General features: G+C 66.4%; 11 protein-coding genes and 2 pseudogenes. 6 read left to right on the top strand and 7 right to left on the bottom strand.

Going from position 1 to position 13,799, the window contains the following annotated elements; genetic code table 11:
* Positions 1 to 202 precede the first annotated feature (202 nt).
* Positions 203 to 1,423, bottom strand: coding sequence for a glycoside hydrolase family 30 beta sandwich domain-containing protein (locus tag ACCQ03_RS05010; RefSeq protein WP_209227852.1), 1,221 nt, complete (start codon positions 1,421 to 1,423; stop codon positions 203 to 205).
* Between the two features lie 509 nt (positions 1,424 to 1,932).
* On the opposite strand from ACCQ03_RS05010, the gene ACCQ03_RS05005 reads away from it, so the two are divergent.
* Entirely contained in the window at positions 1,933 to 2,418 is a 486-nt protein-coding gene (locus ACCQ03_RS05005) for an asparaginase domain-containing protein (protein WP_003488754.1), read from the top strand.
* Between the two features lie 4 nt (positions 2,419 to 2,422).
* Positions 2,423 to 2,896: a Cys-tRNA(Pro) deacylase gene (gene ybaK / locus ACCQ03_RS05000; RefSeq protein ID WP_057687011.1), complete on the top strand. Its 474-nt coding sequence runs from the start codon at positions 2,423 to 2,425 to the stop codon at positions 2,894 to 2,896.
* Positions 2,897 to 3,087: 191 nt separating this feature from the next.
* On the opposite strand, the pseudogene ACCQ03_RS04995 reads toward ybaK, so the two are convergent.
* From ACCQ03_RS04995 to sufT, 5 genes and pseudogenes are all read right to left on the bottom strand, one after another.
* Positions 3,088 to 4,785, bottom strand: a pseudogene (locus ACCQ03_RS04995) (S8 family peptidase).
* A 345-nt stretch (positions 4,786 to 5,130) separates the two neighbouring features.
* Positions 5,131 to 6,540 (bottom strand): S8 family peptidase, encoded by a 1,410-nt coding sequence (locus tag ACCQ03_RS04990; protein ID WP_209227848.1) that lies wholly within the window; start codon positions 6,538 to 6,540, stop codon positions 5,131 to 5,133.
* A gap of 259 nt (positions 6,541 to 6,799) precedes the next feature.
* Positions 6,800 to 8,536: a S8 family peptidase gene (locus ACCQ03_RS04985; RefSeq protein WP_057680010.1), complete on the bottom strand. Its 1,737-nt coding sequence runs from the start codon at positions 8,534 to 8,536 to the stop codon at positions 6,800 to 6,802.
* A 308-nt stretch (positions 8,537 to 8,844) separates the two neighbouring features.
* Positions 8,845 to 9,930, bottom strand: a complete 1,086-nt coding sequence (locus ACCQ03_RS04980) for a branched-chain amino acid aminotransferase (RefSeq protein ID WP_057680011.1) — start codon at positions 9,928 to 9,930, stop codon at positions 8,845 to 8,847.
* A gap of 64 nt (positions 9,931 to 9,994) precedes the next feature.
* On the bottom strand, positions 9,995 to 10,549 hold the full coding sequence (sufT, locus tag ACCQ03_RS04975) for a putative Fe-S cluster assembly protein SufT (protein WP_017156958.1): 555 nt from the start codon (positions 10,547 to 10,549) through the stop codon (positions 9,995 to 9,997).
* 186 nt (positions 10,550 to 10,735) lie between these two features.
* On the opposite strand from sufT, the gene ACCQ03_RS04970 reads away from it, so the two are divergent.
* Positions 10,736 to 11,155: a hypothetical protein gene (locus tag ACCQ03_RS04970; protein WP_057680012.1), complete on the top strand. Its 420-nt coding sequence runs from the start codon at positions 10,736 to 10,738 to the stop codon at positions 11,153 to 11,155.
* A gap of 460 nt (positions 11,156 to 11,615) precedes the next feature.
* On the opposite strand, the pseudogene ACCQ03_RS04965 reads toward ACCQ03_RS04970, so the two are convergent.
* A pseudogene (locus ACCQ03_RS04965) lies at positions 11,616 to 11,872 on the bottom strand (proton-translocating transhydrogenase family protein).
* Between the two features lie 123 nt (positions 11,873 to 11,995).
* Between ACCQ03_RS04965 and ACCQ03_RS04960 the strand changes: the two are divergent.
* From ACCQ03_RS04960 to ACCQ03_RS04950, 3 genes are read left to right on the top strand one after another with little or no spacing between them, the layout of a single operon-like run.
* On the top strand, positions 11,996 to 12,562 hold the full coding sequence (locus tag ACCQ03_RS04960; RefSeq protein ID WP_057680013.1) for an RNA polymerase sigma factor: 567 nt from the start codon (positions 11,996 to 11,998) through the stop codon (positions 12,560 to 12,562).
* Positions 12,559 to 12,909 carry a hypothetical protein gene (locus ACCQ03_RS04955; RefSeq protein ID WP_209227846.1) on the top strand — a complete coding sequence of 117 codons (351 nt, stop codon included), beginning with the start codon at positions 12,559 to 12,561 and terminating at the stop codon, positions 12,907 to 12,909. The genes ACCQ03_RS04960 and ACCQ03_RS04955 overlap by 4 nt, the downstream gene beginning before the upstream one ends.
* 5 nt (positions 12,910 to 12,914) lie before the next feature.
* A complete protein-coding gene (locus ACCQ03_RS04950) occupies positions 12,915 to 13,406 on the top strand; it encodes a DUF3106 domain-containing protein (protein WP_017156962.1) in 492 nt (163 codons plus the stop codon).
* The last annotated feature ends 393 nt before the right edge of the window (positions 13,407 to 13,799 follow it).

The following is a 13,799-nucleotide window of genomic DNA, read 5'->3' as shown; positions in this document are numbered from 1 at the left end:
TGCGCAGCTGCGCGATGCGGCTGGGCATGCGTCCGGTCGAGGTGGTCAGCCGCGACCACCCCAACGCAGCCATTCAACCAACTGCAATCATCGTCAGGCGGACGCGGCCGGCGATCAGGGCGGCGTGCACACGCCTCCACCCCGGTCCCTGCGCGCGGTCCGCGCCACCTGACGAAGACGTGCGGCGTTTCGGGGGCCGCTGTCAGTTTCCGACCAGCGTGGCCACGCTCTGCGGGTCGACATACAGCGAGGTCTTGCCGTTGACCACGCTGAAGTTACCGCCGAACCCGACATTGAGCGTGCTCGAGGTGCTGTATTTGGCGAACTGCGTGGCAGTGCCGGACGGTAGCGTCAGGTCCAGCCGCTGGTGGCCGGTGCTGGTGTTGACCGCTACCACCACCAGCTTGTTGTCCGGGGTGCGGTAGGCGGTCACCGAGACATCGCTATACGGGTGTTCGGTGGCGCCGATGCGCACCGACCCTGGCCGCACGAAGCGTGCGAACTGCGACATCGCATAGCCGCGCTTGCTCACCGCGCCGTTTTCGCTGATCAACCCGTAGCTGCGCCGGATGTACCACCTGATGTAGGCATTGAAATTGGCCGCCATGCTGGCGTGCAGTTCGCTGGCCACTCCCAATGCCGACGGCCATGCGTTGCCATCGGTGTTGTCGGTGTAATGCTCGGTCATCCACACCTGCTTGCCCTTGCTGCGCGCCAAGGCATAGTCGCGCGGCTTTGCGCCATACAGATGGCCGGCCACGATGGAGGTGGCCTGATTGGCCGTGGCGTTGTTGAGGACCGGGTCGGTGATGGAAAAGTTGAACCCCACCGACTCGCTGACGATGACCTTCAGGCTGCCGAACCTGCTGCCTTGGCTCACGAGGTAGTTGACGAAGTCGCTGCCGCTCCAATCGGCCGATTCGTAATCCGGGTGCCAATCCGGCTCGTTCTGCAGGGAAATCGCATACAGCGGCGCGCCCTTGCCCGACATGTAATTGGCGAAATCCAGCAGGTGCTGGGTATAGGCGCCGTAGTAATTGGTCAGCAGCTTGCCGCCATTGGTCAGGCTGTTGTTGGACTTCATGTAGGCCGGCGGGGTCCAGGGGGTTGCGAACACCAGCCCGCCCAGCGCATGCACGCGCGTTGCCGTCGGCACCTGGGTCGCCCAGCCTGAGCTGGAGGGGTCGATGCGCATGCGCAGGATCGACAACCCGATCTGCCCGGTGCCGCTGCCGTAAGCCAGATCCACCTGCGCGGGTGTCAGGTCGTTGATCCAGCCGGCGCCATTCATACCGCCGAACCCGCGCACCGTCTGGTAGGTCTGCGTAGGCGTGATCGTCACCGTCTGCGCGGCGGCGTGGCCCGCCAGCAGCACGGCCATCACGCAGGTGAGCGCGCGCAACATCGACAAGGACTTGTTCATGAGGCTCTCCGGGAAGGGGAATGCCGAGGGCATGCGTACCGACGGCTCGCCGACTATCGACCGCATACATGTCAAGTCAATTTCCGTCATGCCCCTTTGTTGAGTCCGTGACGTAGCACACGCGCCCAGCGCAGCGCAGGGGTGCGCCGATCACACTGCGTTTTGCGCTGCGGCATGTGGAAGCTGGGCACAGGCACCGCTGAGGAACGCGTTCAGTCTAAGAGTCAGCTGCGCGCTGACGCGACGCAAGCACGACATGGCCAGGGCCCCGCCCGGCCTGCACAACACGCGCTGCACGTGGAACAGGCAGTCACCCTTGGGCGCGTCGGCGTGCGCCTGTGCCACGCCATTTCGATCGGACGCAGCGCCGCCACGCATTCGGCTACCAGGCGCACGTCTCGACCCCGCTGTTTATTCCGATGGCTGCCGTACTGCCAGCCCCCTGGCCGGGCGGTATCATGGCGGCCCGCGCGCGGCCTGCCCGCGTTAGCCCTACAGGATCCGCAGCAATGGAAGACCTCCTGATCGTCACCACCGGTGGCACGATCGACAAGATCTACTTCGACGACAAATCGGACTACCAGATCGGCGACCCGCAGATCGGACAGATTCTGAAAGAACTGGGCGTGACGTTTCGTTTTTCGGTGATTCCGATCATCCGCAAGGATTCGCTGCACATCACCGATGCCGACCGCGAACTGATCCGCGCCACCATCGCCGCCCAGCCCACCCGCCACGTGTTGATCACCCACGGCACCGATTCGATGGTGGAAACCGGCAAGGTGCTGCAGACGATCGCCGACAAGACCATCGTGATGACCGGCGCGTTGAATCCGGCGCGTTTTCGCGGCTCGGATGCCGAATTCAATATCGGTTGCGCCGTCGGTGCAGTGCAATCGCTACCGGCAGGCGTGTATATCGCCATGAACGGCCGCATCTGGAATCCGCAAAAGGTGCGCAAGAACGTGGCCGCCAACCGCTTCGAATCGGTCTGAGTGCATGAGCAAGGCCACCCGCGCCACCAAGGCACTGGACGCGGCCGGCGTGGGTTATGTCCTGCATCCTTACGACTACCAGGCCGATGCCGATGCGAAGGGATTGCAGGCCGCACATGCGTTGGGCCTGCAGCCGCATACCGTGTTGAAGACGCTGATGGCATGGGTCGACGACACGCCGGTGTGCGTGGTGATTCCATGCGATCGCCGGGTGTCATTGAAGAAACTGGCCAGCGCTTGCGGCGGCAAGTCGGCACGCATGATGGAGGTGGCCGATGCCGAACGGCGCACCGGCTACAAGGTCGGCGGCATCAGCCCGCTCGGCCAGCAACGACAGGCGCCGGTGCTGGTCGAAATCACCGCGTTGGATGCACCGGCGCTGTGGATCAACGCCGGCCAACGCGGGCTGCTGCTGGAATTGCCCGGCAACCAGCTGATGCAAGCAATCGCCGCACGCGCCTGCGCGCTCTGCGAGTGAACGCGTAGACGCGATGCGCGCAGGCCGGTTGGCATGCGCGTTACGCGTTTGGGACGCGACGCACGCGATGGCTCTGACAGATCGCCTGCGTGAGGTCGATCTTCCACCGATGTCTTCCGCACTGCATGCACCATTGCCGCACCAGAGCACCATGCCGCGTGTCCGGCACGGCAACGCCACGCCGGAACCACTCAATACGCTGCGGTGACACTGACGCCGGAAAAGCCCAGCGTTGCCTTCAAGCGCACGTAATAGACACCCGCGGCCGGCGCGGCCAGCGTGCAGCTGTCGCCATTGCCCGGCAACACGCTGCGGCAGCTGTATGCGGCGTCGGTCGGCAACGCGCCGGCCCGTACCGACAGGTCGGCATTGCCGCTGCCACCGGCGAGCGTGACCTTGAGCGAACGTGTGCCGGCCGGCACGTTGACCTGGTAATACAGCGAATCGGAAAGCGCTGCGCTCAGCCCGGTGCGTGCCACATTCCTGGCCAAGGTGGTCGATTCGATCACCGCCGCCACCGCGCCATCGGCATTCACCAGCCCGGCCCCGCACCCCTGTGTGCAGGCCACCGGCATGGGCCGCGCGCTGGCTTTCAGCAGGGCCTTCACCGTTGCCGGCGTCAGCGGGTTCAGGGCAACCGACTGCATCAGCGCCACCACGCCAGCCACGTGCGGCGCCGCCATCGAGGTGCCGCTATACACCGCATAGGCCGCATTGCCCGGTGCCGTGGTTCCGGTATTGAGCGTGGACACGATCGATTGCCCGGGCGCGGCGATATCCACGCCCTTGCCGAAGTTGGAGAAGCTGGCCTTGGCGCCGGCCGAGGTGGTGGCCGCCACGGCGATGACGTTGGCGCAATTGGCCGGCACGCTGGTGGAGACGTCCAGATTGCTGTTGCCGGCGGCCACGACCACCGCGCTGCCGCGCGTGACGGCTGCGGCGATGGCGTTGTTCAACGTCGCCGAACAGGTGCCCGCGCCACCCAACGACAGATTGATCACCGTGGCCGGATTCGGGTTGGTCGGCACGCCGCTGACCTTGCCGCCGGACGCCCACACGATCGCATCGGCGATATCGGACATGTAGCCGCCGCAGCGGCCCAGCACCCGCAACGGCAGGATCTTGGCGTTGAACGCGGTACCGACCACGCCCACCGCGTTGTTGCCCACCGCCGCCACGATGCCGGCCACGTGCGTGCCATGCCAGCTGGAATTGGACGCCGACGCACCAGGCCCGCATTCGTTGGCCGCGGCCCAGTCGCCTTGGTCGGCGGCGTTCGCATCGCGCGCAGTGCCATCGCGCGCCGTGGCCGGATCAACGATGAAGTCGTAGCCGGGCAGCACGTTGGCTGCCAGGTCCGGATGATTGGTGATGCCGGTGTCGATCACCGCCACCACGATGCCCTTGCCGGTGGAACGGTCCCAGGCCGGACGGATATTGAGGCTGGCGGCGGTCGCGCCCATCGCCCACTGCTGCGGCACGCCCGGGTCGTTGGGAACCAGCAATGGCCGCATCAGGGTGTCCACTTCCACGCGTTTGACCGCCGGGTCGGCGGCCAGGCGCCGCATCAGGCTTTCCGAATCCACGCGGTCCAGCTTGCGGTCAGCCACCAGCAACATCGGCCCGCCACTGAGCCGGCGCGTGGCCGACAGGCCCAGCGCTTTCCCGCGCGCCTACGGCGCGGCACGCGCGATCTCAGCCCATGGCGCAGACAACCCGGTCGCCCGGCTGCTACCGACGCTGTTCTTGTAGCTGACGATGAAGCGCTGATGGGTGCTGCTGGAATTCAGCCCTTGCAGACTGACCTCGCCAGCGGCGGCATGAAACGTGCATGACAACGCACAGACGAATGCAACGCGGCGCAGTGCGCCCACTGAGTGATACGGCATGACCTCATCCCTCCCCAAGGATCTTGCAACCCGGTTGGCAACGCGCTGACGCCACTGCGTTGCGCCGTGCCCGATGCGCGTGCATGCAGAGGTTGCATGCCTCACGTGGGCTGGCTATCGGCGTGCGACCGGGCGCGCTGAAGCGGCCGTGCCACGCTGGCACGCGCTTCATTCAGCCAGCGCTGGCGGCCCTGGCCGGCGGTGCGGCAATTGCCGCTTCCCAAACGCACACTGCCCCGCTCAGAGCGGGGCAGTGCAGGTTTCCAAACCACCGACACGGGTGTCGGAGAAGACCCGACGCATTGCCGGCATCGCGCCGGCAGCGCGGTCGTCGTCGGCGCAGGTTTACGGGGTCTGGCTGACCGCGCCGGCCGCGTTGACGATGCCCGCGCCGCAGCCGCCCGAGCAGGCGCCCGGCAGCGGACGTGCGGTGTTCTTCAGCAGCGTTTCTACCGCCGCAGGGGTCAGCGGACGGCTGGCGACCGACTGCACCAGCGCCACCACGCCGGCCACGTGCGGGGCCGCCATCGAGGTGCCGTTGTAGCTGGCGTAGCTGGCCGAACCCGGCGTGGTGGTGCCGCTGTTCAAGGTCGACAGGATCGCCGAACCCGGCGCGGAGATATCGATGCCGGTGCCATAGTTGGAGAAGCTCGAACGCGCGCCGGTCGAAGTGATCGATGCCACCGAAATCACGTTGGCGCAGCTGGCCGGAGTGAAGTTGGCCACGTTGGCATTGCTGTTGCCGGCCGCCACCACCACGGTGGTGCCGCGCGACACCGCGCTGTTGATCGCGTTCTGGTAACTGCTCGAGCAGCTGCCACTGCCGCCCAGCGACATATTGATCACTTCGGCCGGGTTGGCATTGGCCGGCACGCCGGACACGGTGCCGCCCGAGGCCCACACGATCGCATCGACGATGTCGGAGGTGGCGCCGCCGCAGGCACCCAACGCACGGATCGGCACGATGCGGGCGTTGAATGCGGTGCCGGCCACGCCGGTGCTGTTGTTGGTGACCGCCGCGATGGTGCCGGCGACGTGGGTGCCGTGCCAGCTGGAATTGGCGGCCGGCGAACCGGAGAAGCACTGGTTGGCCGTGGTCCAGTCGCCCTGGTCGGCCGGGTTGCTGTCGCGCCCGTTGTTGTCGCGTGCACGCGTGGCATCGCTGATGAAGTCGTAGCCCGGCAGCACGTTGGCGTTGAGATCCGGATGACTGGTGATGCCGGTGTCGATCACGGCCACCACCACGCCGGTACCGGTGGCGGTGTCCCAGGCCGGGCGCACGTTGATGCTGGAGGAAGAGGTGCCGAAGCCCCACTGTTCGGACAGGCGCGTGTCGTTGGGGGTCAGCACCGGGTACATGATCTGGTCGACTTCCACGTAGTCCACGCTGGGGTCGGCGGCGATGCGGCGCATCAGGGTTTCGGCGTCGGCGCGGTCCAGGCCACGGTCGGTCTTGAGCACTTCCGAACCCAACGCCGTGCGGCGCACGTGGTTCAGGCCCAGCGCACGGCCGGCGCGTGCCGGCATTGCACCGGCCACGGAATTGAGCGATGCGCGCATCGAGGTCGGGCTGACCGCCGCACTGGAACCGTCTTTGTATTTGACGATGAAGCGGTCCAGGGTGGGCTGCGAATCCAACCCGGACAGATTGACCTGACCGGCGAACGCCGGCACGGCCAGCAGCGAGGTCAGCGCAGAAACACCCAGGACTACCAGCGCGCGCGTGGGCGCACGACGTTGCGACACATTGGACATCGATCGTTCCTTATTGGAGAGGTGCCGCAGCTGCGGCGGGAGGGCCGGCCCGTTGCCGCACGCTGCGGTTCGGAGCCGGAAACTGCACGGGCGCCAGGCCCGTCGGAGCGACTGACCGGTGTCCATTCCGGCCAAGCGGCAACACGTCGCCTGCGCCTGCCGAAACGGCAGACCTGGGCGAGGTATCGCAGATGGGGTGAAGTCAAGAAGCGCGTTCCCTGGCGGCCATGCCAGGGAACGCGTGCAGCGGTCCAGCGTGTCAGTAGCTGGCGGTCAGGGTCACGCCGGAGAACGTGCTGTACGCCTTGATCCGCACGTAATAAGTCCCCGACGGCGAGGTGATGCTGCAGGTTTCGGCGTTGCCATCGAGATACGGACGGCAGGCATAGACGGTGTCGGTGGGCGCGCTACCGGCCCGCACGTACAGGTCTGCATCGCCGCTGCCGCCGCTGGTGGCCACCGTCAGCGTGCCGCTGCCGGCCGGCACCGTAATGGTGTAGTTCAACTCCGCGCCGGTGGCTGCGCCCAGGCCGGTCACCGGCGTGCCGTTGGTCAAGGTGTTGCCGGTTCCGCCACCACCACCACCGCCACTGCTGCCGGCGATGGCCGCCGTTACTGCCGCATCGGCATCGACGATGCCCGCACCGCAACCGCCCGAACAGGCTCCCGGCAAGGCGCGGGCGGTGTTCTTCAGCAGCGTTTCCACTGCGGCAGGCGTTAACGTGGTGGGCGCCACCGATTGCACCAGGGCCACAACGCCGGCCACGTGCGGCGCCGCCATCGAGGTGCCGTTGTACGAAGCGTAGCTGGCGTTGCCCGGCGTGGTGGTACCGCTGTTGAGCGTGGACAAGATGCCCGACCCTGGCGCGGAAACGTCGATCCCGCTGCCGTAGTTGGAATAGCTGGCCTTGGCACCGGCCGAGGTCGTGGCCGCCACCGCGATCACATTGGCGCAGTTGGCCGGCAACGAACCGGACACGTTGGCGGCACTGTTGCCGGCCGCCACGACCACCGTGGTACCGCGCGAGACTGCGCCGTTGATTGCGCTCTGCATCGTGGACGAACAGGTGCCACCGCCGCCCAGCGACATGTTGATGACTTCGGCGGCGTTGGGATTGGCCGGCACACCGCTCACGGTGCCACCGGAAGCCCAGATGATGGCATCGGCAATGTCCGACAGCGAACCACCGCAACGGCCGAGCACGCGGACCGGCACCACCTTGGCATTGAACGCGGTGCCGGCCACGCCGGTGGTGTTGTTGGTCACCGCCGCCACCGTGCCGGCGACATGGGTCCCGTGCCAGCTGGAATTGGACGTGGTGCACCCACTGGTGGAGTTCCAGTCGCCTTCGTCGGCAGGATTGTTGTCGCGCCCGTTGCCGTCGCGCGCGGCGGTGGCATCGCTGATGAAGTCGTAGCCGGGCAGGATGTTGGCGTCGAGGTCGGGATGGCTGACGATGCCGGTGTCGATCACCGCAACCACGACGTTGGCACCGGTGGATTTGTCCCAGGCCGGGCGGATGTTGAGCCCGGCGTTGGTGGTGCCGAAGGCCCACTGCTCGGACAGGCGGCTGTCGTTGGGGGTCAGCGTGGGGTACAGCATCTGGTCCACTTCCACGCTTTGCACGTTGGGGTCGGCAGCCAGCTGGCGCATCAGGGTTTCGGCTTCGGCGCGATCCAGCGCGCGGTCGGCCTGAACCAGCTCCGGTCCCACTGCCAGGCGACGCACGCTGTTCAGGCCCAACGGCTTGCCGGCCTTGGCCGGCAACGCACGTGCAGCGGTGCGCAACGAGGTCGTCAACACACTGGGGCTGCTCAGGGCGCTACTGCCGTCCTTGTAGGTCACGATGAACTTCTGGTGGGTCTGCGCGGTGGCCAGGCCACCCAGGTAGACATCGCCGGCGAACGCCGGCGTTGCCAGCAGCAGCGAGGTCAGTGCCGAAGCACCCAGGATGCAGAGCGCTCGGTGGCGCGGACGAAACGACGCATTAGACATCGAATTCCCTTCCAGTCAAGAGAACCGCCGAAGCGGTAGTTCCGAAACCGTCGCGATGGCGACTGGCCCAGTGCCCCGGACCGCCCATGTTATCGATCCGTTCAGCGAACCTATCCCAAAGAAACCGAACTGGACAATACGGAGTTGGTAATTTTCGAAATTAAAATGTCATTGTGCGATTTGAATCACATACGACTCATGCTGAATTCGACCGGTTCACGGTCGAAAAATGGTCTTTTTGCTGTTGCGCAAACAAAAAAGCCCCCGTGCTGACACACGGAGGCCGTTGTTTGACGAACTATGTCTGCTTACGACAAACGCACCAACCAACCGTGGCGGTCCGGCACGCGGCCGTACTGGATATCGGTCAGTTCCTGGCGCAGCGACATGGTCACCTCGCCCGCGGGCGCGGACAGATCGCCCACCGCGAACCCCTCGCCCTTCAGCTCGCCGATGGGGGTCACCACCGCCGCGGTACCGCAGGCGAACACCTCGGTGATCTCGCCCGACGCCACGCCCTGCTTCCACTCGTCGATCGCGACCTTGCGCTCGATCACCTGCATGCCACGGTTGCGGGCCAGTTGCAGGATGCTGTCGCGGGTGATGCCTTCCAGGATGCTGCCGGACAGTTCTGGGGTCACCAACGTGCCGTCCTTGTAGACCAGGAACACGTTCATGCCGCCGAGTTCTTCGATGTACTTGCCTTCCACCGGGTCTAGGAACAACACCTGCGAGCAGCCCTGGGCATAGGCCTTCTGCTGCGGCAACAACGACGCGGCGTAGTTGCCGCCACACTTGGCCGCGCCGGTGCCGCCCTTGGCCGCACGTGCGTATTCGGTGGACAACCAGATCGACACCGGCGCCACGCCCTTGGCGAAATACGGGCCGGCCGGGCTGGCGATCACGTAATAGGAGGCCTTGTGCGCCGCACGCACGCCCAGGAAGGCCTCATCGGCAATCATGAACGGGCGGAAATACAGGCTGGTCTCCGGCGCCGACGGCACCCAACCGCTATCCACGGCCACCAGCTGGCGCAGCGATTCGACGAACAGGTCCACCGGCAATTCCGGCAGCGCCAGACGGCGCGCCGACCGCTGCAGGCGCTCGCCGTTGGCTTGCGGACGAAAGGTCCAGATCGAACCGTCGGCGTGCCGGTAGGCCTTGATGCCTTCGAAGATCTCCTGGCCGTAATGCAGCACCGACGCTGCCGGATCCAGCTGCAGCGGGCCGTACGCGCGCACTTGCGCGTCGTGCCAGCCCTGCTCGTTGTTCCAGGAGATGGCGACCATGTGGTCGGTGAAATGCAGCCCGAAGCCGGGTGCGGCCAGGATCACGGACAGTTCGTCGGCGCTGCGCGGCGACGGAGAACGGGTGGAAGCGAAGGACACGGACACCGGGAGATTCCTGTATGGCGGGCGAAAGGACGCAGCGCCACATCGTGGACATGGCGCGTGACGATCAGAGCATGCCGGTCTCGAGACGGGCCGCTTCGGACATCATATGCCGGCCCCACGGCGGGTCGAACACCAGCTCGACGTCGGCCTCGGCGATGGTCGGGATCATTTCGACCTTGCTGCGCACATCGTCGACCAGGATTTCGCCCATCCCGCAACCGGGCGCGGTCAAGGTCATCTTGACGTCGACCCGGCGCTGATCGTCTTCCTCGCGATGGCTGACCACCGCTTCGTAGACCAGGCCCAGATCGACGATATTGAATGGAATCTCCGGGTCGAAACAGGTGCGCAGCTGCTGCCACACCAGCGCTTCCACCTCTTCGTCGCTGGCATTGGCGGGCAATTCCAGCCCCGGCGGGGCCTCCTTGCCGATCGCATCGCCATCCTTGCCGGCAATGCGGAACAGATTGCCTTCGACGAAGACGGTATAGCTGCCACCCAGCGCCTGGGTGATATAGCCGTAACTGCCGGCGGGCAGGGTCACCGAATCGCCCTGCGGCACCATGACGGCATCGCAATCGCGTTCGAACTGGACGGGTTCGCTGCTACGGGAATACATGGGCTGGATATGGGGCCGCGCAGGTCGCGCGCAAGTCGGCCATTCTAGCCGACCGCGACGCCACCGCCGCCGGCCACCGCGCCAGCCGGGAACGACGCTGCATTCCATCAGCCGCACCGTCGTGGTGTGGTGTGCGTCGCAAAGGCCGGCGCGCGCTCTATCATGTGCGCACTGTCAGGAGCTCCAATGCCGCCCACCACCGCGTCCGCCAGAACGGCCCACTGGCTCTGGCCCCCGCTCCTGTTGCTGGGATGCGTCACCGCCCTCATCGCCTGGTTGCTCATCGCCCTGGCCCTGGGCAACCAGGCCGGCTGGATGGCCGTGGTCGCCGCGCTGGAGATCGTCTGGATGTTGCGCCTGGGCACGCTGCCTGCAGGCCGCCTGCGCATCGGCGTGGCCCTGGTGGCGACGGCGCTGATCATCGCGGGCGCCAACTGGGGCATCGCCTCGGCCCAACTGGGCGGACCGCTCGGCCTGGACCCGTGGACCTCGGCACAGAAGATGGGCGCCGGCCTGGCCTGGACCTTGCTGCAACTGGCCAACAACGGCTTCGACCTGCTGTGCTACGCCACCGCGCTGGTGCTGGCGTGGTGGACGGCGCGCTGAGTCGGCACGATGACAGGGCCCCTAGCCGATTGCCGGACCGTTGGCGTGTCAGTGGAACGACTGGGCTTGGCCATCTGTACCAAATTGCGCATCGCGACGAGCGCAGGCCGGCTGTTGAGGGAGGGATCGGCACTGGTGGAGGCGCCGGCCAAACGCTGTCGAGCGGGTCGGCGATGGAACGCAACGCAATCCTGACGATTGACCTCAATGTCCGAGGCCACTAGCGTCGCCGCCACGCCAGCGCACAACGGACGCTTCAGGATCGCGCGCACCCTCTAAGCCTTGCTCGCCACTCTTGCTCTGGGCGCATGCGCCCATACGGCGGCCACTCCAGCCCCGGCAACCGTCACGGAGACACTTGCCATGCGTTCCGCCTGGCAAGCCCACCGTGGGGCTTGCTCGGCAGTGCAGACGTTCGTGACTTATCCCTGCCAGGCGGCGTCTTGCTGGACTTGAACGTCTACAACATTCGCTCGGTGACCACCTAGCCCCGCCGCGTTTCCCGCACCTAGCGCCACTGCGACACATCCCAGCGCTTTTCCACCGTGGTGTCGGCATGCCCCAGCACCATCATCGCCCCGGTCAGCACGATGCCGTGGACGAAGTTGGGCCGGACATCAGTGGCGTATGCCGCATCACCGGCACCGGCGAGATGATCACGTGGCCGGCGATGGCCGCCAGCATGAAGATGTACAACGCTACGAATCCGTCGCTCATCGTCGCTGGCTCCACTGACCGGTGCGGCCCGCCGATCGTACCCACGCCACGTCCGTGCGGGCGCCTGTCAACCGAATCCGCGCTCGTTCGTTGACGTCGTATCGTCTCCGCGGAAGCTACGCTGTGCTGGTGGGAACTCCTTTCGATCCGCAAGCTACAACCGCATCGACCGCCACCGCGCCGGTGTCGCTGGATGCCTTTCTGGCCGGCATCGGGCCGCGTGCCTTCCGTTTTGCCGAGGCCGGCTTGCGGCACCGCGAAGATGCGCTGGACGCCGTGCAGGACGCCATGGTGAAGCTGCTGGGCTACCGCGAACGGCCGGCCGACGAATGGACGCCGCTGTTCTGGAGCATCCTGCGCAGCCGCATCATCGACCTGCAGCGGCGACGCAGCTTTCGCCTGAAGTTTTGGGCACCGACCGAGCGCGCCGACGACGAAGGCCCGATCGACTGGGCCGACCCCGGTACCGGGCCGGTCGACGAACAGCAGCATCAACAGGCCTACCAACGGCTGGTCGATGCATTGCGCACGTTGCCGGCGCGCCAGCGCGAAGCCTTCACCCTGCGCGTGCTCGAAGACCTGGACGTGGCCACCACCGCCAAGGCGATGGGCTGCTCCGAAGGCTCGGTCAAAACCCACCTGTCGCGCGCGCGCGACGCGTTGCAAAAACAGTTCGAGGATTTCCTGTGAACCACTCCCACGACACCGCCCGGCTGGATGCGCAGCTGCGCCAGCTGCATGCCACCGCGCTGACCAGCCTGCCGCCGCAGACACTGGCACGCCTGCGCCAGGCCCGCCGCGCCTCGGCACCCACGCGCAGCCGACGTGGCTACTGGTTGCTGGCCACCGCATGCTCGGGCTTGCTGGCGATCGGCATCGGCCTGCAGCTGCATCCGAGCCAAAGCGACTCATCTGGCGCCGCGCCGACCTCGCCGGTTGCCAGTACCAGCGCCACCACCGAGACAGACGACCTGCTGGCCCAGAACCCGGACCTGTATGTCTGGCTCGGCTCCGACACCGCCCTGGCCATGGAATAAGCACGATGACCCACACCACCCGCCTGCTGTTGACCCTGTTGCTGTGCGCCGGGCCATGCGCCTCCACGCTGGCTCAGGACGGCCCGCCCGGACCTCCGCCCCCGGGTCCGCCCATGGACGCGCCTGGCCCACGCGGCCAGGGCCCGCGCGACGAGACGCCCATGCCCGAGTGGGACCAACTGACCAAGCAGCAGCGCCAGGTCATGATCGATGCGCTGCGCGAGCGCTGGAACGACGTGCCCGAAGAACGCCCCAGGATGTACCGGCACGCGCGCCGCTGGCTGGACATGACGCCCGAGCAGCGCAAGCAGGCCAAGGCCGGCATGGACCGCTTCCGCAACATGAGTCCGGAGCAACGCCGCGAGGCCAAGGCCTTGTTCGACCGCATGCGCACGCTCAACCCGCAACAGCGCAACGAACTGCAGCAACGCTGGCAGAAGATGAGCCCGGCCGAACGCAGCGCTTGGTTGCGCGAGCATCCACCGGTCGAGGACTGACGATTACCAGGAGTGCGCAGCGGAGCCGGCGGAAGATTGCGCTTGCTCAAGCGCCGCGCAGGGCTGCAATGCGCGGTGGACATTGATCAGCCGTCGCGCTTGGCAACTTGCAGCATGCCAAGGCCAGCCACTGCAGCGACGCGCAAACTGCGCACCCCGAATACCCATACGCGAGGCCGCAGACGTTTTGTAGCGCACGCAGCGACAGGACGTCGCAGCAAACGGCACGCACGCCAGCACCGGTACTCGCATCGATGGCCTTGCTGCGTCGCTCATTGCAACGACAATGACGAAATGCCTGGCCGCGCCAAACCTCAACCGGCCCGGAACGGCGCTCTTCAGCGCCGGGCCGACGATGGGTCGTGATGCGCAGCGCGCTGCCCTTGCTGGATT

Source organism: Xanthomonas sp. NCPPB 3569 (assembly GCF_041475645.2).
Classification (GTDB): Bacteria; Pseudomonadota; Gammaproteobacteria; order Xanthomonadales; family Xanthomonadaceae; genus Xanthomonas; species Xanthomonas phaseoli.
This window is presented reverse-complemented; position numbering and strand designations above follow the sequence as displayed.